This is a genomic window from Faecalibacterium sp. 7 (genome assembly GCF_049562865.1).
GTDB classification, from domain to species: domain Bacteria; phylum Bacillota; class Clostridia; order Oscillospirales; family Ruminococcaceae; genus Faecalibacterium; species Faecalibacterium wellingii.
In genome coordinates this window covers 1,195,704-1,218,537 of the sequence record NZ_CP186911.1, presented here as the reverse complement: position 1 = coordinate 1,218,537, position 22,834 = coordinate 1,195,704, and the positions used below count along the sequence as shown (strand labels likewise).

At 59.5% G+C, this 22,834-nt stretch carries 15 protein-coding genes and 1 CRISPR repeat array; of the genes, 4 read left to right on the top strand and 11 right to left on the bottom strand.

Going from position 1 to position 22,834, the window contains the following annotated elements; all coding sequences use genetic code 11:
- Positions 1–336 precede the first annotated feature (336 nt).
- From pflA to ppdK, 11 genes are all read right to left on the bottom strand, one after another.
- On the bottom strand, positions 337–1,092 hold the full coding sequence (pflA, locus tag ACKXF7_RS05985) for a pyruvate formate-lyase-activating protein (protein ID WP_418265013.1): 756 nt from the start codon (positions 1,090–1,092) through the stop codon (positions 337–339).
- The gene (pflB, locus tag ACKXF7_RS05980) at positions 1,079–3,331 is read right to left on the bottom strand and encodes a formate C-acetyltransferase (protein WP_249237428.1); all 2,253 of its coding nucleotides are present in this window, start codon (positions 3,329–3,331) and stop codon (positions 1,079–1,081) included. The genes pflA and pflB overlap by 14 nt, the downstream gene beginning before the upstream one ends.
- Positions 3,332–4,211: 880 nt before the next feature.
- On the bottom strand, positions 4,212–4,670 hold the full coding sequence (locus tag ACKXF7_RS05975; RefSeq protein WP_339395029.1) for a hypothetical protein: 459 nt from the start codon (positions 4,668–4,670) through the stop codon (positions 4,212–4,214).
- Positions 4,671–4,675: 5 nt separating this feature from the next.
- Entirely contained in the window at positions 4,676–5,719 is a 1,044-nt protein-coding gene (locus tag ACKXF7_RS05970; protein WP_423742402.1) for a lysylphosphatidylglycerol synthase transmembrane domain-containing protein, read from the bottom strand.
- A gap of 268 nt (positions 5,720–5,987) precedes the next feature.
- A CRISPR array of direct repeats spans positions 5,988–6,261; the repeat unit is 30 nt; unit sequence GGGATCACCCCCGCATGTGCGGGGAAAAGT.
- A gap of 98 nt (positions 6,262–6,359) precedes the next feature.
- Positions 6,360–6,992 carry a type I-E CRISPR-associated protein Cas6/Cse3/CasE gene (gene cas6e / locus ACKXF7_RS05965; RefSeq protein ID WP_423742401.1) on the bottom strand — a complete coding sequence of 211 codons (633 nt, stop codon included), beginning with the start codon at positions 6,990–6,992 and terminating at the stop codon, positions 6,360–6,362.
- Between the two features lie 13 nt (positions 6,993–7,005).
- A complete protein-coding gene (gene cas5e, locus ACKXF7_RS05960) occupies positions 7,006–7,668 on the bottom strand; it encodes a type I-E CRISPR-associated protein Cas5/CasD (RefSeq protein ID WP_423742400.1) in 663 nt (220 codons plus the stop codon).
- Positions 7,668–8,726 (bottom strand): type I-E CRISPR-associated protein Cas7/Cse4/CasC, encoded by a 1,059-nt coding sequence (cas7e, locus tag ACKXF7_RS05955; protein WP_423742399.1) that lies wholly within the window; start codon positions 8,724–8,726, stop codon positions 7,668–7,670. The genes cas5e and cas7e overlap by 1 nt, the downstream gene beginning before the upstream one ends.
- 2 nt (positions 8,727–8,728) lie before the next feature.
- Positions 8,729–9,346, bottom strand: a complete 618-nt coding sequence (gene casB, locus ACKXF7_RS05950; RefSeq protein WP_423742398.1) for a type I-E CRISPR-associated protein Cse2/CasB — start codon at positions 9,344–9,346, stop codon at positions 8,729–8,731.
- Positions 9,347–9,358: 12 nt separating this feature from the next.
- Positions 9,359–10,966, bottom strand: coding sequence for a type I-E CRISPR-associated protein Cse1/CasA (gene casA, locus ACKXF7_RS05945; RefSeq protein WP_423742397.1), 1,608 nt, complete (start codon positions 10,964–10,966; stop codon positions 9,359–9,361).
- Positions 10,947–13,697, bottom strand: coding sequence for a CRISPR-associated helicase Cas3' (gene cas3 / locus ACKXF7_RS05940; protein ID WP_423742396.1), 2,751 nt, complete (start codon positions 13,695–13,697; stop codon positions 10,947–10,949). Before cas3 ends, casA begins: the two co-directional genes overlap by 20 nt.
- 330 nt (positions 13,698–14,027) lie before the next feature.
- Positions 14,028–16,694 carry a pyruvate, phosphate dikinase gene (gene ppdK / locus ACKXF7_RS05935; RefSeq protein WP_423742395.1) on the bottom strand — a complete coding sequence of 889 codons (2,667 nt, stop codon included), beginning with the start codon at positions 16,692–16,694 and terminating at the stop codon, positions 14,028–14,030.
- A gap of 423 nt (positions 16,695–17,117) precedes the next feature.
- Between ppdK and ACKXF7_RS05930 the strand changes: the two genes are divergently transcribed.
- The 4 genes from ACKXF7_RS05930 (at position 17,118) to ACKXF7_RS05915 (ending at position 22,761) form a co-directional block, all read left to right on the top strand.
- Complete coding sequence (locus ACKXF7_RS05930; protein WP_249237440.1) at positions 17,118–17,876, top strand: UDP-N-acetylglucosamine diphosphorylase; 759 nt, start codon at positions 17,118–17,120, stop codon at positions 17,874–17,876.
- A 398-nt stretch (positions 17,877–18,274) separates the two neighbouring features.
- The gene (pth, locus tag ACKXF7_RS05925; RefSeq protein ID WP_418265036.1) at positions 18,275–18,853 is read left to right on the top strand and encodes an aminoacyl-tRNA hydrolase; all 579 of its coding nucleotides are present in this window, start codon (positions 18,275–18,277) and stop codon (positions 18,851–18,853) included.
- Positions 18,854–19,276: 423 nt separating this feature from the next.
- The gene (gene mfd, locus ACKXF7_RS05920; protein ID WP_423742393.1) at positions 19,277–22,240 is read left to right on the top strand and encodes a transcription-repair coupling factor; all 2,964 of its coding nucleotides are present in this window, start codon (positions 19,277–19,279) and stop codon (positions 22,238–22,240) included.
- Complete coding sequence (locus ACKXF7_RS05915; protein WP_423742392.1) at positions 22,219–22,761, top strand: TRCF domain-containing protein; 543 nt, start codon at positions 22,219–22,221, stop codon at positions 22,759–22,761. The genes mfd and ACKXF7_RS05915 overlap by 22 nt, the downstream gene beginning before the upstream one ends.
- Positions 22,762–22,834: the final 73 nt, after the last annotated feature.

Below are 22,834 nucleotides of genomic sequence, written 5' to 3'. Positions count from 1 at the left end.
CTCCCTGTTTCCGCCACTGGCGGCGGTCGTCGTCGTTGCTTTGGGCATAATTTAAGGAAAATCATTTTAGTATTTGTAAATCTGGAAAATCTGCGGATTTTCCAGATTTACTTTTTCACGGGAGGAGCTGTAAAGGCAAACAGCATCGCAAGATTTCACCGCAGCGCCGCGCTTCCGAAGGAAGCGGCGCTGCAAATACAGCTTACCACTGCGACTCTTCCCGTGAAAAGGGAACCCCGGAGCGTCTGCGGACGCTCCGGGGTTCCGAAATCATAAAATCTTCTTTCCGCTGAAATAGCGCAGAGCGAAGCGGAGCGCAATTAAAATCGTCTTGCCTTACCCGGGATACCGGCTCACTTCCAGCAGTTCTTCTGCACGCTTCACCTGCTCCGCTGTGGGCGGCACGGCGTCCGGCAGCGGATAAGGGATGCCCAGCTTCTGCCACTTGAACAGGCCCAGTGTGTGGTAGGGCAGCACCTCCACCCGCTGCACCGTTTTCAGGCTGCGGATAAAGTCTGCGGTCCTGCGCAGGCCCTCCTCGTCGTCGGTCAGGCCGGGCACCAGCACATGCCGGATCCACAGCGGCACCCCGAGGTCCGAGATGTGCCGCGCCATCGCAAGGATGTTGGCATTGTCTTTGCCGGTGAGCTGCCGGTGGCGTTCCGGGTCGATCTCCTTCAGGTCGAGGATGACCAGACTGGTGGACTTCATCAGCCGGTCGAAACCGGCCAGATAATCCGGGTCATCGGGCCGGAAGGGCTGCCCGGCGGTATCCAGAGCCGTGTGCACGCCTTTGGAGCGGGCCAGCTCGAAAAATGCCGTCAGGAACTCCATCTGGCGCAGCGGCTCGCCGCCGCTGACCGTGATGCCGCCCTTCTTGCCCCAGTAGTTGCGGTAGCGGTAGACCCGCTGGAACAGCTTTTCCACCGTCCATTCCTCGCCGCCCTCCGCAGCCCATGTTTCCGGGTTGTGGCAGTATTTGCACCGCAGGGCACACCCCTGCAAAAACACCACAAAGCGCACGCCGGGGCCGTCCACAGAGCCGAAGGATTCCAGCGAGTGGACATAGCCGATGGGGTTACAGGGCTGCATGGCAGGTGCGGGAGATAACGTCCATCTGCTGCTCGCGGGTCAGGTCGATGAACTTGACAGCGTAGCCGGAGACACGGATGGTAAAGTTGGCGTACTCCTCCTTCTCGGGGTGCTCCATGGCGTCCAGCAGCTTCTCCTTGCCAAAGACGTTCACGTTCAGGTGGTGTGCACCCTGATCGAAGTAGCCGTCCATGACCTGTACCAGATTCTCCACCCGCTCGCCTTCGCTGTGGCCCAGAGCGTCCGGGTTGATGGTCTGGGTGTTGGAGATACCGTCCAGTGCCCAGTGGTAGGGCAGCTTTGCCACCGAGTTCAGAGAAGCCAGCAGGCCGTTCTGCTCTGCGCCGTAGCTGGGGTTTGCACCGGGAGCAAACGGAGTGAATGCGGCACGGCCATCGGGCAGAGCGCCGGTGTACTTGCCGTACACCACGTTGGAGGTGATGGTCAGGATGGAGGTGGTAGCCTCGGAGTTGCGGTAGGTGTGGCGCTTCTTGATCATTTCAAGGAAGGTGCGCAGCAGCCACACGCCGATCTCGTCGGCACGGTCGTCGTCGTTGCCGTACTTGGGGAAGTCGCCGTCCACTTCAAAGCCGGTGGCAAGGCCGCTCTCGTCACGCACCACCTTGACCTTGGCGTACTTGATGGCGCTCAGGGAGTCGATAACGTGGGAGAAGCCTGCAATGCCGGTGGCAAAGGTGCGGCGCACATCGGTGTCGATAAGGGCCATCTCGGCTTCTTCGTAGTAGTATTTGTCGTGCATATACTGGATCAGGTTCAGCACATTGACGTACAGGCCAGCCAGCCAGTCCAGCATCTGGACATACTTGGGCAGCACCTCGTCGTAGTTCAGGTACTCGCTGGTGATGGGGGCATAGTTGGGGCCGCACTGCTCGTGGCTCTTCTCGTCCACACCGCCGTTGATGGCGTACAGCAGGCACTTGGCAAGGTTGGCGCGGGCACCGAAGAACTGCATCTCCTTGCCGGTCTGGGTGGCAGACACGCAGCAGCAGATGGAGTAATCGTCGCCCCAGACGGGCTTCATCACGTCATCGTTCTCGTACTGGACAGAGCTGGTATCGATGGACACCTTGGCGGCATATTTTTTGAAGCTCTCCGGCAGAGCGGAGGAGTACAGAACGGTCAGGTTCGGCTCCGGTGCAGGGCCCATGTTTTCCAGCGTGTGCAGGAAGCGGTAGCAGTTCTTGGTGACCATGCTGCGGCCATCCATGCCGATGCCGCCCACTTCCAGCGTTGCCCACACGGGGTCGCCGGAGAACAGCTGGTTGTAGCTGGGGATACGGGCAAACTTGACCATGCGGAACTTCATGACCATGTGGTCGATCAGCTCCTGTGCCTGAGTCTCGGTCAGGGTGCCGTTGTCCAGATCACGCTGGATGTAGATATCCAGGAAGGTGGAGATGCGGCCCACGCTCATGGCGGCGCCGTTCTGGGTCTTGATGGCGGCCAGATAGCCGAAGTACAGCCACTGGCAGGCTTCCTTGGCGTTCTTTGCGGGCTGAGAGATATCGTAGCCGTAGGCCTCGGCCATCTTCTTCATGCCCTTCAGGGCGCTGATCTGGCGTGCAATCTCCTCGCGCAGGCGGATGACGTCATCGGTCATGGTGCCGTCGCCGCAGTTGGCGAAGTCCTCTTGCTTGAACTTGATCAGTGCATCGATGCCGTACAGCGCCACGCGGCGGTAATCGCCCACGATGCGGCCACGGCCATAGGTATCCGGCAGGCCGGTGATGATATGGGTGTGGCGGGCTGCCTTCATTTCAGGAGTGTAGGCGTCAAACACAGCCTGATTGTGGGTGCGGGTGTAGTCGGTAAAGATCTTGTGCAGCTCTTCGCTGGGCTGGTAGCCGTAAGTGGTGCAGGCCTGCTCTGCCATCTTGATGCCGCCGTAGGGCATGAAGGCGCGCTTGAGGGGCTTGTCGGTCTGCAGACCCACGATCTGCTCCAGATCCTTCAGGCTTTCATCGATATAGCCGGGGCCGTAAGCAGTCAGGCTGCTGACCACCTCAGTCTCCATATCCAGCACGCCGCCCTTGGCGCGCTCGGCCTTCTGCAGCTTCTGCAGGGCACCCCAAAGCTTATCGGTCGCCTCGGTGGGGCCGGCCAGAAAGCTTTCGTCGCCGTCATACGGGGTGTAGTTCTTCTGGATGAAGTCGCGCACATTGACTTCTTCTTTCCAGATGCGGCCCTCAAAGCCTTCCCACTGTTCAAAATTGATCATTGGAACCTCCTTGCTCCATTACGCAGTTAGCGTTTTCTAACTAATGAGCCTTTGAAAAGCCGCTCTGTATGGCGGCTTTCTGGGGGCAAAACGGTCTTGAACTGCCAGCTGCGGCAGCCCCGACTACAAGGTGTAGACAAAAATGAAAACCTGCCCACAAAATCTTGCGTTATTATAATAGCAAGAACCACTTTAAAATGCAATAGAAAACAAGTGGGTTTTCTGCCAAAGCAAGGGGCTTTCTTTGGGCAGAATGTAGAAAAAGCGCCGAAATCCCGGCGGCGCACCCCTTTTGCGAAAAAAATCGCAAAATAAGGGTTGACAAGACTAACCGGCTATGGTATTCTGTTCTCGCAACGAGGTTAGGCAAATCTAACCGATATGCCGGACTACGTTGCACCAGAAAAGCGGGAGCCTCTGCAAGGGCTTCTGCGAAAACGCCAAGTTTGTCGCGGCGGGGCCGCTCCATCTTGCTTACGCAAGACCGCTTTGTGGCTTAAAAGCCCCACTGGGGCTTTCATTGCTGCGCAAACGCCAATTCCTCCATTCCATTCTCTTTTTTCAGGTGAGCCGTGGTTTTTGTTTGCTCCCATGGCTCGATGCGCGGCATTCGGTGTGATTGGTACCGCACAGAGTGCAAAAGAAAAACAAAAACGGGACATGCAGCTTGACCACCTGCGTGCCCCGATTTTTGTTTTTATAAGGAAAACGCCCCTCTCAGCCGCCTGCGGCGGCAGCTCTCCCGAAGGGCGAGCTTCATGCGCAAGTACGGAAAGATGCTACTTTTGGTTTGAAGAAAGACGTTTAAGCCAGATGCCCAGATGCAAAGAAGCTCCCCCTTTCGGGGGAGCTGGCATCGCCGAGCGATGACTGAGAGGGTTTACTTCACGATCTCCGCCAGCTGACGGTACACTTCTTCCGCGCCGCCCTTGGGCGTTTTGATCTTCACGAACTGGCTGTTCACGATGGCGGTGCCGTCGGAGTAGACCGTGACCAGCAGGCGGTTGTTTTCATCCGCATCGTAATAGCTCACAGTGACGGAGTCCACCGGGTATTCGTGGCTGTAGGAGGAATACTGCTGGTTGAACCGCTTGACGCAGGTAAGGCCGGAGAGCACGTTTGCGATCTGCTGATAGGCCGGATCGTCGGCAGAGAGCAGCTGAACGTCCATCTCTGCGGAGCGGGCAAAGTTCTGAATGTGCTCCACCCGGACACTGGCCTGTGTGCTGGCCTTGATCCCGGATGCAAGATCGATCCGGGCAGAGGGAAGGATGAGCACCAGCGCCAGCAGGATGAGCAAAACGATGCCGAACCGGGACAGAATGCCTTTTTCTTTCATAAGAGTCATACCTCCTTTGGCAGCTCCGCTCCCATTTGGCCCAGATGCCGCTGGGCGATGAAAAAGCCCACGGCGCTGGCGGCGAACACCACATAATAGCTGGCGATGCGGTAGAGCATCATCACGCTCATCACCTCGCCCCGTTCCAGAAAGCTGCCGAACACCAGCAGGAATGCCGTCTCGATGGAGCCCATACCGGCCACATTGGGCAGGGCGTTGGACAAAAACAGCATCAGGCTGGTGAGCAGCTGCACCTGCCAGAACCCCAGCGGGGAAAGCCCCATGAACCGGATGCACAGGTAGGGCAGGCAGAACAGCCCGAACAGCTTGACCGCCTGCAATGCCAGAATTTCAGCGCAGCGGGGCTTATCCGCCAGCAGGCGGCGGCTCTCCTCGCCCAGAACATCCAGCTGCTGCTGCCAGTCGGCGCGGCGCTGCTGCCATTTTTCCGTTTGGGGCAGCAGACGCATCAGCCAGCGGGCAAGGTCCTGCACCAGCGGCGATACGCACACCAGCACCAGCACCACAATGATGGCCGCCACTACAGCGTATGCCATGGGCAGATAATTCATCACACCGGTGGTGTTGGCGGCAAGCCACCTGTGCTGCAACAGCAGCATCACCGTGGCATACAGCAGCACGGTGGTTTTGTGGAACACGTACTGCAGGGTCATCAGGCCCACACCCGGGCCCACCGGCAGGCCGCAGCGGTGGAGATACCAGGTCTGCACCGGCACGGCGCCTGCGCCCAGTGTGACCACATTGCCAAAGATGCCGCACCACGCGGTATCGATGCCCTGCCGGAGCCTGAAACCCGGAATGCGGCTGCGCACGATGACCCACGCCACGCACCCTTCCAGCAGCGGATAGCTTAGGCCGATGGCCAGCACCACCAGCACCTGCCATGCGGACAGCTGCGAAAGTGCTGCGGTGATCTCGGCCCAGTGGTCCTTGAACAGCAGCACGATGATGCCGGTGAGTGCGGCGAGCACCAGCAGCGAAAATGTCGTCTTTTTGCGGGAAGGTGCGGCAGAGGTGGGTTGGCTCATAAAGAGAACAGGCTCCTTTCAGAAGGAATGATCTGGTAAAAGTATAGCACTGTGCAGCCGTCTCTTTGTGAACGGAACTGGAATTTTCTTGTGCAATTTCAGCGGAATGATAAAAAACGTTCTGCCCAGCCTGCGTCAGAGGGCCGGCCCGCAAAGGATCTGCAGCCGACAAAAAAGCATCCGCAGCGGCACTGCCCGTGACTCCTTCTCGCAAACCCCGCACATGCGGGGAAAAGAGCATGTATGACTACGGCAACAACACAGCCCAGGGATCACCCCCGCATGTGCGGGGAAAAGTAGCTGGTGACGGTGCTATGTCTGGCTCTTATGGGATCACCCCCGCATGTGCGGGGAAAAGTCCAGAAGAGTCAGGCGGTAGGCCTGGTCAACGGGATCACCCCCGCATGTGCGAGGAAAAGGAAGCAAGAGGATACCCAAAGGATCAAGTATGGGGATCACCCCCGCGTATGCGGGGAAAAGTCGCTCTCGCTGGTGAACGCGGTCTTGAGCTGGGGATCACCCCCGCATGTGCGGGGAAAAGTCAGGGGCTGAACATTTTCCATACAAAAAGGTCATCCGGTCCTTCACCTGCGGCAGTGCCTGCAGGTCCGGCCGGATCATGCCCGGCATCTCGTCCATCTCAGTTTCCTCCGCGCATGACGGTCATCAGCCCAAGGCCGTAGGCCTTGCCGCGTCCCATGCCCTGACACAGCAGTGCCCGGAACTGCTCTGGGTCGGTCACCTGCAAAACACCCTCGTAGGTCACTGCCAGCAGGGTCACAGGCCGGGTGCCATGCTTGGCAAAGTGCTGCCACTGCACCCGGGTCACGGTAAATTCCTCTTCCCGCAAAGCAAAGCCATGCTTTGCGGCGCGGTCCAGCAGCCACTGCTTCTGATACTTTGTCGAGCAGTGCGCCGCCACAGTCCCCCGCTCTGCGGGTGCCTTGGGGTCTTTGCAGCATTTGGTGGGGTTTGCGGTCAGCCGGAACTGCCAGCTGCTGCCCGGCTCCACCCGCTGCAAAAGCGGGTCGTAGCTGCGGGTCTCCGCAGCCGCTCCGGTGCCGAACTGCTCCACCACGCCGGACAGCTCCGGCACATCCTCGCTGAGCAGCAGCAGATACAGCCGCTCTCCCAGACGATCCAGCCGCCACAGCCTGCGGCGGCGCTCCCCCGTAAAGGCGCTTTCCACTGCGCCGTGCAATTTCTGCGGTGCCGCCAGTGCAGCCATGGTGCTGCGGCGGGTGGGATCGAGCTCTACCCGTGATAAATACATTCTCTCGCCCCCTTTACAATTCCCGGAACGGGTCATGCTCCGTCTTTTCCGGGCTGTCCGGCATGGTCTGCCAGAGCTCCCGCGCCGAGCGGTAGCCGTACTGCCGATGGCGCAGGTCAAAGCTGACCGGCACATCCCGCTGCACAGCCGTGCCCGGCTCCAGCGGGTCGGCGTCCATCATCAGCCGCCAATGCCGTCCCGGACACAGAGGCGGTTCTGTCTGCAGTGCTTCCTGCAAAGAACATTGCCGCAGTCCCAGACAAAGCGGCAGGGTGGGCGGGCAGGACCGGCGGCCCAGATACAGCGGAAAGGCCGGGTGCAGCAGCGCCTGCTGCAGCTGCTGCAAAAGGGCGGTGTCTTCGCTTTCGATCCCAGCCAGAAACACGGCATCCTGCAGATAGTAGCGATAGGTCACATAAGAGGTCTTTTGGTCCTGCGTCTTTGCGGTGTGGTAGTCCACCAGCAGCTGTCCTTCCCGCTCCACGCGGACGCCGAACCGCAGCTGTGCCAGCCGGGCCAGCGCTTCACTCTCGTCCCGCCGCAGCCCCAGAGCCGCCGCCAGAAGGCCGATGACACCGCTTTTGGTGGGTTCCCGATTGGTTTTGCGGGTCTCAAATTTGGAGTCCGCACCCCACGCCTGCAAAGGTGCTGCCAGCCGAAGCAACAGCGTTGCCATTACCCCACCTCATTTCCGGCAAGCGCATCCCGGACAGCCTTTTCCAGCGCGTCCAGCATGGCCTTTGCCGTCTGTGCCGGAGCCAGTGCCTCCAGACCGCTGCCCACGGTAAAGCTCTGGGCCGGGGCCTCGGCAAAGCTGCTGTACATCTGCTGCGCGTACTGTGCCAGCGCTGCCTTGGAAGGTTCGGCATAGCCCTGCATACTGCGGGGCACGGCACGCTCGAATGCGCCGCACAGGTTCACCGGCTGATCTTCCCGGATGGTCACATAGACTGCATCCGGCAGGGTGCGGTTTGCAAAGCTGTTCTGTTTGCCGGTGGGCATGGAGAACAAAAACGCCTCGCCAAAGGCCCGCACCGTTTCCGCTGCCTGCTCTGCGCCCAGCTGCCCGGCCAGCTCCATCACGTTCACCGTGGCATAGCGGTACAGGGTGGAGGAGTTGTACTCCACCGTGCCCAGATGGCCTGCACCGGCATTGTCCTCTGCTTGACAATCGTCCACTGCGGTAAAGTAATCGTACTCGTTCTGCACGGCATGGGTGGAGATGCTGTGGGCCACCTGCGCAGCGGCATCATAATTCAGGGAAGGGTCATCTGCCACCATGCGGCCAAACAGTGCCATATCCATTGAAGGGGCTGCTTTCAGGGCCTTCTGGTATTCTTTTTTGTCGGTGCTGCCCGCCACAGCCAGCTCTGCCAATGCCTTTGCCTGCGCAGTGCTCATAAAGAACAGGGCTTTGGTGCCTTTATCATCGCTCTTGATGCCCGCATTCTCCAGCGCTTTCTTTGCCAGCTTGTCCGCATCCGCATCCGGAGCCAGCGCAAGGATCTGCTCCTTCACCATATCGGCAACCTTTTTGGTGCGCTTGCCCACATCCAGCCGGGCGTTCTCCGCAAAGTCAGCGCGCATGGCGTGCTTCCACGCCTGCGAGGATACCCGGGCACGGGTCACACCGCCGTACACGGCTGTTTTGGGGCTGCCCGTGTCGTCCCGGTTGATGCAGCTGGGCGGTACGGTCTGCAAAATGTGGAAATCAACATACAGGCGCTTGTTCATGGTCAATTCTCCTTTTCGTTCTCTTCCGGTGCAGGCTTCGAGTCGCGGTACAGATCCTGTCCCCACCGCAGACGGACGTTGGCGGGAATCTGCGCATACCGCGGGTCGGTGCATTGCAATTCATACAGGTCTGCCGCAAGCTGCGGATAGTCCAGCGGGATGCCGCCATCCTTTGCGGCGCTCAGCAGCTGGATCATCCCCCGCAGATGGTGGCTGATCTCGGTCATCTCTTCTGCGGTGGCCAGCGCATTGAACCGCCGCAGCACGCTGGCCTCGGTCCAGTCCTGTCCGGCAGGGGTGTTCCGCTCTGCCAGCTGGCGCACCGCCCGGCCCAGCGTATTGCCCGGGCGGTTCATGGGCTGGTCGTTTCCCTGCTGATGCACGGCGTACAGGGTCAGGGCAAGGTAGACCGCCCACTCTGCGTGGGAAGGGCCGCTGCGGCCCTGAAAGCTTTCCGGCATTCCCCGCAGAAAACTCCCCCACAGCTCCGGCAGATCGCCGGGTGCGTGTCCAACGCCCCGCCGCAGCTTTGCCAGCTCAGCCCGCCGCTGGTTGTCCGGCAGGGCCCAAAGCCAGTGCAGCCGCTGTGCCGTATAGATTCTGACGTCCTGTGTTTTCATCCAATTCCCCCTTTATGATTCTGTTTTGGGATAGATCTCCCAAAGCTTTGCGCGAAAAATGTTATAGGCCCTTGGCGAGGTATACAGGATGGTGCGCTCCGTTTTTTTGCCCTTGTCCACCACAATGCGGTGCCCTTTCAGGGCGGCATTTCCGGCCTCCATCACCATCTGTTCCCCCAGCTTTTTCGCGATGCTGTGCGCCTGCGCCTGCCAGCGCTGAACGGTCTTGTCCGGGTCGTCCTTTTCCAGGTCGATTGCCTGCAGCCACTGGCGGAAGGGCTGGTCCACTGCAAAGTAGACCTGTGCACGGACAGAGCCGCCGACATTTTCATTTTTGTTCCCGGCTGCAATGGCGATATCCTGCGCCAGATACCCCACACACTGTGCTGCTTTTTCGCAGTTATTGATCTCTCTTACGATGCGCTCCTGCCATTTGCAGCTCAGTTCGTCCAACAGCCCTGCCTGAAAGGTCAGGCTGTCGCTGAAGATATCTTCGATGTGGTTCTGGGTGGCGTAAAGCACTCCAACGATGCGGAAATGGACCTTCCGCCGGGAGTCCAGGATTCCCAGCCGCTGTTCTTGTAGCTTCTCAGTCCAGCGTACCACGCCGGGGCGGTGGCCACTGTCCTGACAAAACACCGCCGGAAACTCCCGCCAGAACTGCCGGGCCGGGTCATGGCGGCAGGGCACAAACACCGCCGGCTCGTTCTTTTTGGCAGCGTTGCGCCAGACGGTCATCTGCTCCGCAAAAGCATTTTCTTTGGAGAAGAAATCGCCTCCCAATGCAAAGTAGCCATCCACCATTCCCTCTGTCCTGTGCAGCAGAAGCCGTCGGGATTGCAGGGTCAGCAGCTGTGCCGGGTCGTCCGGGCAGGGGATTTTCGTGCGCTCTGCGCTCCTTGGGGTCTCCAGTTCCCAGCACGGGCGGTTTTCACTCCAGTATTCCCGGCCATCCTTCAGCAGGGTAAGATTCAGCATCAATGTTTCGTACAGGTTGTTCCCCAGCGCCTGAATATAGCCAAGACTCCCCAGCCAGCCAACACTTATAGATGGCAGATTCTTTTCTTTCGGCTTCAAAGACGTATCATCAAAGCCGTTCACGGACAGCAGCCACCGGGCGGCTTGCGGGTAGCTCAGCCGCTCCTTGCTCTGCCCTGCATACAACGGAAAGAGTCGGAGTTTATTTTTGCTCTCTATCATTTCGCCGTTGAGCATCGCCGCGCTGCAGGCTGTCCCGATTTCAGCCCCCGGCACCTGCCAGAAGGGATGTGTCGGGTGGAACAGCCAGAAGCGGTCTTTCCACTGTTCCAGATAGTCCCGCAGCGGCTGCTCCGGGAAATGCTCCAGCTGCCACAGGTCTCCCCAGCGAGCCAGAGCATCATCCTCTTCTTCAAACGGTTCTGGCTCATCTTCCACATTCACGCGGGAAAACACGGTAAACAGCACCGCCAGCAGCAGCCGCAGCATGGCGGCATCCTGCGTGGGCATTTCGCCTGCCAGATCCACATAATCCTGCGCATGGAGCAGTGCATCCGTCAAAGAAACTTCCTGCACCGTATTGTCTGGCCGACGGACCCGGACCCACGGCTCCGTCAACAGGTTAAATTCGATCTCCTTCATCCGTTTCCTCCTTTTGGTAGGTCAGGCCGTTTTCACGGTCATAACAAAGCTCCATGCCCGCAAGATGGGCGGTCAGGTTTTCGTCCAGCAGCAACACCAGCTCTCCGTGCAGCAGCGGAGACAGCTGCCACGCCGCAAGGCCGCTGCGGTTATCCGCTTCCAGTTCCCGGATGACCTCGTCCACCTTCCACGCTTTGCCGAACACCGCCGGGAGCCGCAGCTTCTGCCGGGCGATCTGCAAAGCGTCTTCGGGCTGCGGCGGCTGGTCGGATGCGACCGCTCTGCCGTTTTCCTGCCACGGCAGGAAGTGGATGCTTCCGTCTGCCCGGCGCTGCATCACCAGCACCTCCACCGATGGGTCGCCGTCCCGCACTGCCGCCCGGGCAGCTGCATCAGAATGTGCACTCACATTCTGCATCCAGCCATCCAAGGTATTGAGTTGTTTGAATCTTTTGTGCACTTTGGGCTGCGGCACAAGATACACCTGCGCCCGCTCTTTGCGCTGGGCCTGCGCAAACTCATAGGCTTTGCACATACCCTCACTCCGTTCCGTTTCAGGCAGGGCATCGGCCTGTTCCCAGCCGTAGACTTTCTGCACCAGCGGAGAGATATCCTCCGGCAGGCAGATGCTCTTCGGAAGGCATTCCCGGGTGCGCCAGAGCAGCCACTGACCGTACACTGCCTCGCTGCCCCTGTCAAATTCCTCTGTGCCCGTGTCCAGCACAGCACAGACCGCTGTTTGCAGCGGCTGCGGACGAGACCGTTTTGGGTGCCGCTGCAGACGGCCGATGCGCTGTAAGAGCAGATCCATCGGGCAAAGCTCTGTAACCATTACATCGAAATCCACATCCAACGACTGCTCTAATACCTGCGTGCCTACCACGATCAGCCCATCACGCTCTGCAGCGGTGGAGCGCTTACCGATGCGCCGCATCAGCTCCTGTTCCCGCGCGGCGCGGTCTGGCATCAGGAACTGTGCATGGAACACCTGCACTTCCTTTTCGGGCAGCACCTGACGCAGCCGCTGCGCCACCTCCTGCGCTTTGCGCACCGTATTGACGATGACGCCTGCGCAGCCGCCAGCCTGCATTTTCTGGAACAGGAAATCGGGCAGTTCTTCCGTTGTCAGGCGCACCGTCTGCACATTCCGGGCGGCCGTATCCAGCGGGATGGTCTTTTGCTGCACCTGTGCACCGTCCGTCCATGTCAGCAGCGGATAGCCGCAGCTGGTTTTCCACGGCGCATCCGGGCCGGGGCGGCGCTTTTGCTGGTAAGCCTCGATCAGCTCTGCACGCCGCCGGGCGGGCAGAGTGGCCGACAGCAAGATCACCGGCACCCGATACCAGCCCAGCCATTCCAGCGCACGGTCCAGATAGCGGTTCATGTACGCATCATAAGCGTGACATTCGTCCACGATCACCACCTTGCCCGCAAGGCCCAGATGCCGCAGCATCACATGCTTCTGGCACAGAGCCGCCATCAACAGCTGGTCTACCGTGCCGATGACGAAGTTTGCCAGCAGCGCCTGCTTGCTGCCCCGGAACCACTGATGCACCTGCACCCGCTGCTCTTCCGCTTCCGGGTCGTCCCAGTCGTCCTCCACCCGCACCGGCCGTTGCTGCAGGCGGATATATTCTTCGTTCAGTTCCGCCATGCCGTGCGCAAGCCGGATCGATCTGGGCAGGTCATCAGGCTGGTTTTCTGCCCATTGCAGCAGACGTGGAAAGATGCCATTCGCCGTTGCCTGCGTGGGCAGACCAAAGAAGATGCCGCCCGCTCCAAAGCGTGCCGCCAGAATTTCCGCTGCCGCCAGCGCCGCCTCGGTCTTGCCCACGCCCATCTGTGCTTCCAGGATCAAAATGCCCGGTACATCCATGGTGTTGGCGGCTTCCATGGCCGCCTGCTGCACCGCATTTGGAGCAAAGCCAAATCGCTTTGCAAATTCCTCCGGCTCTGCAATGGTGGTCTGCGCCGCCCAGGGTGAAGCAGTCTCCTGTTTATCCCATTCGCGCCACGCCCGATCCGCACGTTCCGGATAAACCTCCTCACTGCCCGGCTCTTCCACAGGGATCAGCGGGAAATAATCCGTGTTGCTGGCGATCCAGTCCGCCATGATCAAAAGCCCCGTCAGCAAAATCTCTTCGGGCTGGTTGAGCACCGGCAGCGCGTCCACCCCGGAATAGCCGCTGTCCTGCAGTGCCGCCTGAAGCAATTCGTTCCAAAAGCCCTCCCAGATGCCCTTTTGCTCTTCCGGGTAGTAGTTGACTTCCCAGCATGTAAACTGTTTGTCAACTTCTGTACCGTCCTGCGGCTTGCCATGATGAGCACCCGCGACCGAAGCGATCCCGTCAGGGCACCCCAGTTTTCTCAAAATTGCTTCACTCGCCCGGGCATGGGGCGTTTCGCACCGGTTCAGTTTCTGGCAGCTCAGCGGTGTCAGGCGTTCCAGCCGTTGTTTCGCCTCGGGCAAGCACTGCATGATCGTGCTCTGGAAGATTAAAATCGCCTTACCCAGATCGTGCCCCCAGCCCAAAAAGCGGGCCAGCTGCACCAATTCTTCCTCTTCCAATCCGGATGCCTTTTTTACGCTGTCGGGCAGCCATTTCCGCACCAGAAGCTCCATGATCTCTGCCGTATCCCGCAGGTGCATCCAGAGCGGCAGCCACAGATTGCTATTTCCCGGATCCGTTTTGCCGGCCAGAAGCCGTGATCGATCCAGCATCCGTCTCATTTTTGCTCCTTTCCCGATGGGTCGTGTATCCCATGTAGTAAGCATAGCAGACGACATGTCCCATAATCCGTACTTTCATGGCTTTATCTCCGGAAATGAAAAACAGCCCGTCCGTTCCATTCTCATCCGGTCGGCATTTTCATCCTGCCATACTCTGATTTCCGTTTCAAAGATACGCCTCTGCCTTTCTGCTGTCAACGGCACCGCTCAAATTCATCAAAGTTCCGAAAAAGAGCTTTCTTCTTTGTGCAAAAAACCGCCCCGGCTTCCTGCTTCGGAAACCGGGGCGGTTCATTTGCTTTATTTGTGCTTTTTCAAGCGCTCACGCAATTACTTGCGGGGGTTCTTGATCGCAGCCTGAGCGGCAGCCAGACGTGCGATAGGCACACGGAAGGGAGAGCAGCTGACGTAGTCCAGACCGACATTGTGGCAGAACTCCACGCTCGTGGGGTCGCCGCCGTGCTCGCCGCAGATGCCCAGACCCAGATCGGGACGGGTCTCGCGGCCGTCGTGGGCAGCCATCTTGACCAGCTTGCCAACGCCGATCTGATCCAGATGCTGGAACGGATCGCTCTCGTAGATCTTGTTCTCGTAGTATGCGCCCAAGAACTTGGCGGCATCATCACGGCTGAAGCCGAAGGTCATCTGGGTCAGGTCGTTGGTGCCGAAGCTGAAGAACTCAGCTTCCTTGGCGATCTCGCCGGCAGTCAGGGCTGCACGGGGGATCTCGATCATGGTACCGACCTGATACTTCATGTCAACGCCAGCAGCAGCGATCAGCTCATCTGCGACCTTGACAACAACGTCCTTGACGAACTTCAGCTCCTTGACCTCGCCGACCAGCGGGATCATGATGTGCGGGGTGATCACATGACCGGTCTCAGCAGAGACGTTCAGAGCAGCCTTGATCACAGCACGAGTCTGCATAGCAGCGATCTCGGGGTAGGTAACAGCCAGACGGCAGCCACGGTGACCCATCATGGGGTTGAACTCGTGCAGAGAAGTAACCACGTTCTTCAGGTCATCGAAGGTCATGCCCATATCGGCAGCCAGCTCCTTGATGTCCTCGTCCTTGGTGGGCAGGAACTCGTGCAGAGGCGGGTCCAGATAACGAATGGTCATCGGGCGCTCACCCATGATGCGGTACATCGCCTCGAAGTCACCCTGCTGGAACGGCTCGACCTTGGCCAGAGCAGCTTCGCGCTCTTCCACGGTACGTGCGCAGATCATCTCACGGACAGCCTTGATGCGATCCTCTGCGAAGAACATGTGCTCGGTACGGCACAGGCCGATGCCCTCAGCACCCAGATCCACTGCCTGCTGTGCGTCGCGCGGGTTGTCGGCGTTGGTCATGACCAGCAGCTGACGAGCAGCGTCTGCCCAGCCCATGAAGCGGTTGAAGTTCTTATTGCCGGTAGCGGCCACGGTAGCGACCTGCTCGCCGTAGATGTTACCGGTAGAACCATCGATGGAGATCCAATCGCCCTCGACGAACTTGTGACCATTGATCTCGAAGGTCTTTGCTTCCTCGTCGATCTTGACCTCGTTATCGTTGCCGCAGCCGGAAACACAGCAGGTGCCCATACCACGGGCAACAACGGCTGCGTGGCTGGTCATGCCGCCGCGGACGGTCAGGATGCCCTGAGAGACCTGCATGCCCACGATATCCTCGGGGCTGGTCTCCAGACGCACCAGAACGACCTTCTTCATCTTGCCGGACTTGACCATCTCCTCTGCTTCCTCAGCAGTAAAGACGATCTGGCCGCAGGCAGAACCGGGAGAAGCTGCCAGACCCTTGCCGACGACCTCGGCGGCCTTCAGGGCAGCGGCGTCGAACTGGGGATGCAGCAGGGTATCCAGCTGCTTGGGCTCCACGCGCAGGACAGCTTCCTGCTCGGTGATCATGCCCTCGTCCACCAGATCACATGCGATCTGCAGAGCAGCCTGAGCGGTACGCTTGCCGTTACGGGTCTGCAGCATGTACAGGTGGCCGTCCTCAATGGTGAACTCCATATCCTGCATATCGCGGAAGTAGTTCTCCAGACGGGTTGCGATCTCAACGAACTGATCGTACACCTCAGGCATCTGATCCTTCAGGTGGCTGATGGGAGAAGGAGTGCGCACGCCTGCGACGACGTCCTCGCCCTGTGCATTGATCAGGTACTCGCCCATCAGCTTCTTAGCGCCGGTGGCGGGGTCACGGGTGAATGCAACGCCGGTGCCGGAACGGTCGCCGGAGTTGCCAAAGGCCATCTGCTGCACGTTGACAGCGGTGCCCCACTCGTAGGGGATCTCGTTCATCTTACGATAGACATTTGCACGGGGGTTATCCCAGCTGCGGAAGACGGCCTTGACAGCCTCGATCAGCTGATCACGGGGATCCTGCGGGAAGGGACGGCCTTCGTTCTCTTCGTAGATCTTCTTGAAGACGCCGACCAGTTCCTTCAGGTCGTCAGCAGTCAGGTCCACGTCGTTCTTGACGCCCTTGGCTTCCTTCATCTTGTCGATCTCGACCTCGAACAGGCTCTTCGGGACCATCATAACGACGTCTGCGAACATCTGCACAAAGCGGCGGTAGCAGTCGTATGCAAAACGGGCGTTGCCGGTCTTCTTGGCCAGACCTTCAACAGCCTCGTCGTTCAGGCCCAGGTTCAGGATGGTGTCCATCATGCCGGGCATGGACTGACGTGCGCCGGAACGGACGGAGACCAGCAGGGGGTTCTGGTTATCGCCGAACTTCTTGCCGGTGATTTCTTCCAGACCCTTGAGGTGCTCAAAGATATCAGCAGTGATCTCGTCATTGATCTGACGGCCGTCTGCATAATACTGGGTGCAGGCGTCGGTGGTGATGGTGAAACCCTGCGGCACCGGCATACCGGCTGCGGTCATTTCTGCCAGACCAGCACCCTTGCCGCCCAGAGTATTCTTCATGGTGACTTTGTCGCCGCCGAAAGCATCATTGCCTTCGCTGAAGTAGTACAGATACTTTTTGCTCATGCGTTGTTTACCTCCCATTCGTGACTGCAGCACAGCCGCACCGCAGTCTCATCGTTTGCCTTGTCTTAAAAACTCGACCGATGAACATTGTTTGTGAATGCTAAACTATTATACCAGAAAATCCATTCCTTTCCACCATGCAAAATCCCGAATTTGTCTGTTATTTTTTATGCAAATCCCTTGAAATTTGCCAAGTTTTAAGGTAGTATAGAATGGGAGAAAGTTCGAGAGGTTTTTTGTTTGTTGACGCGGATTCTCCGTCTGTTGGATACAACTTTCTATCCCTGAAATTTCAAACTTTCTTTTTTGTCGGCACATATCTCCTGTTGTATCCATCTTTGGATATGGATGCAACATTTCTCCGGGCAGAAAAAGCTGGTCTGCCCGCCGGGAGAGCACCGTGCCGGAAGGGAGATCTATCGTATGGAAAATTCTGTTTCTTCTGCTGCACTGAACGCAGCGCGTGAGCAGCTGGATGCCGCCGAAGCCGCCCGTGAGGTCATTCTGCTGCAGCATATCGCAAACGGCGTGGTCATCGACAGCCGCACCGTTCAGATCGCACCGGACGTGGTCATTGCCCCGGGTGCCGTCATTCTGGCCGGTACCATCCTGCGCGGCAGGACGGTCATCGGTGCGGGCTGCATCATCGGCCCCAACACCCTCATCGAGGACAGCATCGTAGATGAGGGCAGCACCGTCAACGCCAGTCAGGTGTACAGCAGCCACATCGGCCCCCACAACAATATCGGTCCCTTCACCCATGTGCGGGTGAACACCGTCACCGACTACGGCGTGCATCTGGGTGCATACGTGGAGACCAAGAACTCCAACTTCGCCCGGGGCAACACGGTGAGCCACCTGACCTACATCGGCGACAGCGACGTGGGCAAGTACTGCAACTTCGGCTGCGGCACCGTCACCTGTAACTACGACGGCAAGGATAAGTTCCGCACCCAGATCGGCGATTACTGCTTTATCGGCTGCAACACCAACCTTGTGGCCCCGGTCAAGGTGGGCGACGGTGCTTACACCGCCGCCGGCAGCACCATCACCAAGGATGTGCCCGCACAGGCACTGGGCATCGCCCGGGAGCGCCAGACCAATCTGGAGGGCTGGGCAGAACCCAAGATGGAAGCCTACATTGCCAAAAAGCAGAAGCTGGAAAACGAGCAGAGCAAGTAACGCTCTGCCCTCACGCTGAAGCTGTAACAAACCCTTTTGCCCTCCGGCCGCACGGCCCGGGGGCATTTTTTATAGAAATCAGTTTTCCGAATGAAGGCTTCCCCCGGTCGGGGGAAGCTGTCACCGCAGGTGACTGATGAGGGCGCAGGCAAGCAACAGCTTACGGATAATTATCCCTCATCCGGCGCTATGCGCCACCTGTTCCCTCTTTTGTCGCTGCGCGACATTTTCCCCCGGCGCGGGGGAAATCTGTCCCCAAGGGGTGAAGGCTTTTGCACCGGGTCAAGCTGTAATTTTGTTTTCCGTGTTTTTGCTTATAATGTATATCTTTTTGCGCGCGCGTATGTTATACTTAGATGTTGTATCACACTATTATCAGGAAAAGGTATTATCATATCATGAATGAAACCGATATCTGGCTCATTGCAGGGCTGGGCAACCCCGAAGCAAAATATGACGGCACCCGCCACAACACCGGTTTTGCCGCGCTGGACGCGCTGGCCGACAAGTGGAACATCTCTGTTGGCAAGACCAAATTTCAGGGCCTGTGGGGACAGGGCGAGGTGGACGGCCACAAGGTGGTGCTGCTGAAGCCCCTGACCTACATGAACCTCTCCGGCGATTCCATCGCCCCCATGGCGGGCTTTTTCAAGATCCCTGCTGACCATGTGCTGGTGCTGTGCGATGATATCACGCAGGCGCCCGGCAAGCTGCGCATCCGCCCCTCCGGTTCTGCCGGCGGGCACAACGGCCTGAAGAGCATCATCGCCCGGCTGGGCGGGGAAAACTTCCCCCGCATCCGCATCGGCATCGGCGCAAAGCCCCACCCGGACTACGACCTTGCCGCATGGGTGCTGGGCAAGTTCCCGCCGGAGGACGCCAAAGCCATCGCAGACCGCTACCCCGACCTTGAGGCCGCCGCAAAGCTCATCATGGACGGCAAGCTGAGTCTGGCCCAGAGCAAATATAACGGGTAAGAACCCCATTTAAAACGCCCTCCGCTTGCGCTCTGGGCATTTTCAGCGGAATTTTATTTTTATTATTTGTGTTTGTCGCGGCCTGCGGGCCGCTCCAAACACATTTTCACCGAGTGGGGCAGCACTGGCAAGCTGCATTTATGTTCTTTGATGCATTTTGAGGTCACGCTCCCTCTCGTGAAAAAGCAGCAGAGAAAAGCCCGCAGGCTTTTCTCTGCTGCAAATAAAAAATAATCATTCCTCTGCCATTGCCAAAGCGCAACAGCGACGACCGCCGCCAGTGGCGGAAACAGGGAGGAGTTGTTGGGGCAGCGGCCAGCAAGATGCGAGCGCCGCTCAAGGCGTGAAGCAGATGCTGGGTGCCGCAACCCGTCTGCGGCGGCAATTTCAAATCGTCATCCCAGCAGGAAAGGAGGTTTTTCCATGTACGAAGCCTTGCTCAAGGCCACACCGGAATACCAGAAGATCGCCGCCAGCTTTGCAAAGCCCGGCCCTGCCGCGCTGTTCGGCCTGCCGCCCGCAGGCCGTGCCCTGCTGTACGCCGCGCTGCAAAAAGACCTTGGCCGGGTGCTCTGCATCGTGACCCCCGGCGAGGCCGAGGCCACCCACTTTGCGGACGACCTCAAGGCGTTGGGCCTTTCTGCCGCCGTGTTCCCGCCCCGGGACTTTATGCTGCGCCCGGTGGAGGGCGCGGGCCGCGAATACGAGTACCGCCGCCTTTCGGTGCTGGGTTCCCTTGCAGGCGGGCGGCTGAACGCGGTCTGCGTGCCCGCCGAAGCCCTTTTACAGTACACCGTGCCCCGGGATGAATTTTTAAAGAACACTCTTACCCTCAAACCCGGCATGGTGTACAACCGCGAGGGTCTTGTGGCCCGGCTGTTCGCCGCCGGGTATGTGCGGCGCAGTCAGGTAGACGGCCCGGGACAGTTCAGCGTGCGCGGCGATATCGTGGATATCTATGCGCCGGATATGCGCCAGCCCGCCCGCGTGGAATACTGGGACGATGAGATCGATTCCATTTCCTCCTTTGACCTGCTCACTCAGCGGCGGGACAGCGCACTGGACAAAATTTATCTTTCCCCTGCCCGCGAGGTGCTGTTCGGCGACACAGCCGAGACCGCCGAGGCCCTGCGTGCCGCCATCAAAAAGGCGCGCGGCCGGCACCGCACCGCACTGGAAAAGGCCACGGAAGCCGACCTTGCTCAGCTGGACTCCGGCCTGATGCCGGAAGCCATGGATAAATACTACGGCCTGCGCTATCCGGACCCGGCCACCCTGCTGGATCATCTGGACGCACCACTGTTCATTCTGGACGAGGTGGGCGGCATCCGGGACGCCCAGAAAGCCACCGAGTTCCGCCGCAGCGAGGAGCTGACCGGCCTGCTGGAGGAGGGCGTGCTCTGCCCCGGGCTGGATGTGCTCTACCAGACCATGGACGACCTTGCCGCTTCCGCCCAGAAGCAGAGCACCCTGCTGTGCGAGAACTTCCTGCGCGGCATGAACGAGTTCAAACTGAAAGATCTCATCAACGCCGAAGCCTTTGCCGCTCCCAACTGGAACGGCGACCTTGCCTCCCTGCGGGAGGATCTGGACCCCCTTATTGCGCAGGGCTATGCCGTCACCCTGTTCTCCGGTACTCCCAAGGGTGCCGCCGCCCTCACCCGCGACCTTGCCGACAAGGGCTACTCCGTGAGCATGAGCCGGGATGTGCGGCCCACAAAAGGCATCGTGCAGGTGCTGCCGGGCCACCTGACCGCCGGGTGCACCTTTCCCTTTGCCCATGCGGCGGTGCTGTCCAGCCGCAGGCACGGTCTGGAGGAAGAGACCGCCGCCGAGACCAAAAAGCGCAAAAAGAACAAGAATGCCCTTTCCAGCCTTTCGGACATCAAGCCCGGGGACTATGTGGTGCACCAGAGCCACGGCATCGGCATGTATGCGGGCATCCAGCGGTTGGAAGTGCAGGGCGCCACGAAAGATTACCTCAAAGTGCAGTATTCCGGCTCGGACGTGCTGTACGTACCGGTGACCCAGCTGGACCTGCTGAGCCGCTACACCGCCCCCGGCGACGAGGAAAAGGTAAAGCTGGCAAAGCTGGGCGGCGCCGAGTGGCAGCGCACCCGCGCCAAGGTGAAAAAAGCCACCGAGGAGATGGCGCAGGAGCTCATTGAGCTCTACGCCCGCCGCCGTCAGGCCACGGGTTACGCTTTCCCGCCGGACGGCGACTGGCAGCGGGACTTTGAGACCCGCTTTGACTACGACGAGACCGACGACCAGCTGAACGCCACCGCCGAGATCAAGCAGGACATGGAAAAGGGTTATCCCATGGACCGCCTGCTGTGCGGCGACGTGGGCGTGGGCAAGACCGAAGTGGCCCTGCGCGCCGCCTTCAAGTGCGTGATGGGCGGCAAGCAGTGCGCCATCCTTGCCCCCACCACCCTGCTGGCATGGCAGCACTACAACACCATTCTTTCCCGCATGGAAGCCTTCCCGGTGAAGGTGGAGATGATGTCCCGCTTCCGCACCGCAAAACAGCAGAAGGAGACCCTCCGGGGCCTGCAGTCGGGCAGTGTGGATATCGTGGTGGGCACCCACCGGCTGCTGTCCAAGGACGTGAAGTTCCATGACCTCGGCCTTGTCATCATCGATGAGGAGCAGCGCTTCGGCGTCAAGCACAAGGAAAAGCTCAAGGAGAACTTCATCGGGGTGGACATGCTCACCCTGTCGGCCACTCCCATTCCCCGTACCCTGAACATGGCCATGAGCGGCATCCGGGACCTTTCCACCATCGAACAGCCGCCCATCGAGCGGCAGCCCGTGGAGACCTTTGTGCTGGAATACAACGACGTCATCCTTGCCGAGGCCATGAAGAAGGAGCTTGCCCGGGGCGGGCAGGTGTACTACCTGCACAACCGGGTGGACAACATCGAAGCCTGCGCCGCCCATGTGAGCAAGCTGGTGCCCGGCGCACGCATCGGCATTGCCCACGGCAAGATGACCGAGGAAAAGCTGAACCCCGTATGGCAGCATCTGCTGAACGGTGAGATCGATATTCTGGTGTGCACCACCCTCATTGAGACCGGCATCGATGTGCGCAACTGCAACACCCTCATCATCGAGGACGCCGACCGCATGGGCCTTGCCCAGCTGTACCAGATCAGAGGCCGGGTGGGCCGCTCCGGCCGCAAAGCCTATGCCTACTTCACCTTCCGGCGGGACAAGACCCTGACCGACATCGCCCAGAAGCGGCTCTCCGCTATCCGGGAGTTCACGGCCTTCGGTTCCGGCTTCCGCATCGCCATGCGGATCTGCAAATTCGCGGTGCAGGCAGTCTTCTGGGCCACAGCCAGCACGGCCACATGGAGGCCGTGGGCTACGACCTCTACGTGAAGATGCTGGGGCAGGCCATCGCCCGGGCCAAGGGCGAACCTGTCCGGCGAGACAAGAGCGAATGCCTTGTGGACCTGCGGGTGGATGCCTTCATCCCGGAGAAATATATCGCAGACGGCCCGGGCCGCATTGAAGCTTATAAGCGCATTGCCGCCATCCAGACGGCAGAGGACGCCGCCGATGTGCTGGACGAGCTCATCGACCGCTACGGCGACCCGCCGCCCTCGGTGAGCGATCTGGTGAATGTGTCGCTGGTGCGCGTGCAGGCCAGCGCTGTGGGCGTGACCGAAGTGACCCAGAAAAAGGACACCCTCACCCTGCAGCTGGAAAGTCTGGATCTGCCCATGATCCGGGGCCTGCTGGTAGCCTTCAACGGCCGCGTCACCGCCGGTGCAGGCAACCGGCCCTACCTCTCGGTCACGCTTCAGCCCGACGAAAAGCCGCTGGAGCTGCTGCAGAGCATCCTCAAGGCGATGGCGGAGATCCTGAATGGCGGAGAAAAAGCAAAAACGTCTAAATAACGAACCCTCTCAGGCGCTGACGCGCCAGCTCCCCCGAAGGGGGAGCTTCAAAGGAATTTGAAAAGCAATTTCT

Coding starts and splice junctions, on each gene's coding strand:
- pflA (WP_418265013.1), bottom strand. CDS start 1,092: ATGCAGCCCTGTAACCCCATCGGCTATGTCCACTCGCTGGAATCCTTC.
- pflB (WP_249237428.1), bottom strand. CDS start 3,331: ATGATCAATTTTGAACAGTGGGAAGGCTTTGAGGGCCGCATCTGGAAA.
- ACKXF7_RS05975 (WP_339395029.1), bottom strand. CDS start 4,670: ATGAAAGAAAAAGGCATTCTGTCCCGGTTCGGCATCGTTTTGCTCATC.
- ACKXF7_RS05970 (WP_423742402.1), bottom strand. CDS start 5,719: ATGAGCCAACCCACCTCTGCCGCACCTTCCCGCAAAAAGACGACATTT.
- cas6e (WP_423742401.1), bottom strand. CDS start 6,992: ATGTATTTATCACGGGTAGAGCTCGATCCCACCCGCCGCAGCACCATG.
- cas5e (WP_423742400.1), bottom strand. CDS start 7,668: ATGGCAACGCTGTTGCTTCGGCTGGCAGCACCTTTGCAGGCGTGGGGT.
- cas7e (WP_423742399.1), bottom strand. CDS start 8,726: ATGAACAAGCGCCTGTATGTTGATTTCCACATTTTGCAGACCGTACCG.
- casB (WP_423742398.1), bottom strand. CDS start 9,346: ATGAAAACACAGGACGTCAGAATCTATACGGCACAGCGGCTGCACTGG.
- casA (WP_423742397.1), bottom strand. CDS start 10,966: ATGAAGGAGATCGAATTTAACCTGTTGACGGAGCCGTGGGTCCGGGTC.
- cas3 (WP_423742396.1), bottom strand. CDS start 13,697: ATGAGACGGATGCTGGATCGATCACGGCTTCTGGCCGGCAAAACGGAT.
- ppdK (WP_423742395.1), bottom strand. CDS start 16,694: ATGAGCAAAAAGTATCTGTACTACTTCAGCGAAGGCAATGATGCTTTC.
- ACKXF7_RS05930 (WP_249237440.1), top strand. CDS start 17,118: ATGGAAAATTCTGTTTCTTCTGCTGCACTGAACGCAGCGCGTGAGCAG.
- pth (WP_418265036.1), top strand. CDS start 18,275: ATGAATGAAACCGATATCTGGCTCATTGCAGGGCTGGGCAACCCCGAA.
- mfd (WP_423742393.1), top strand. CDS start 19,277: ATGTACGAAGCCTTGCTCAAGGCCACACCGGAATACCAGAAGATCGCC.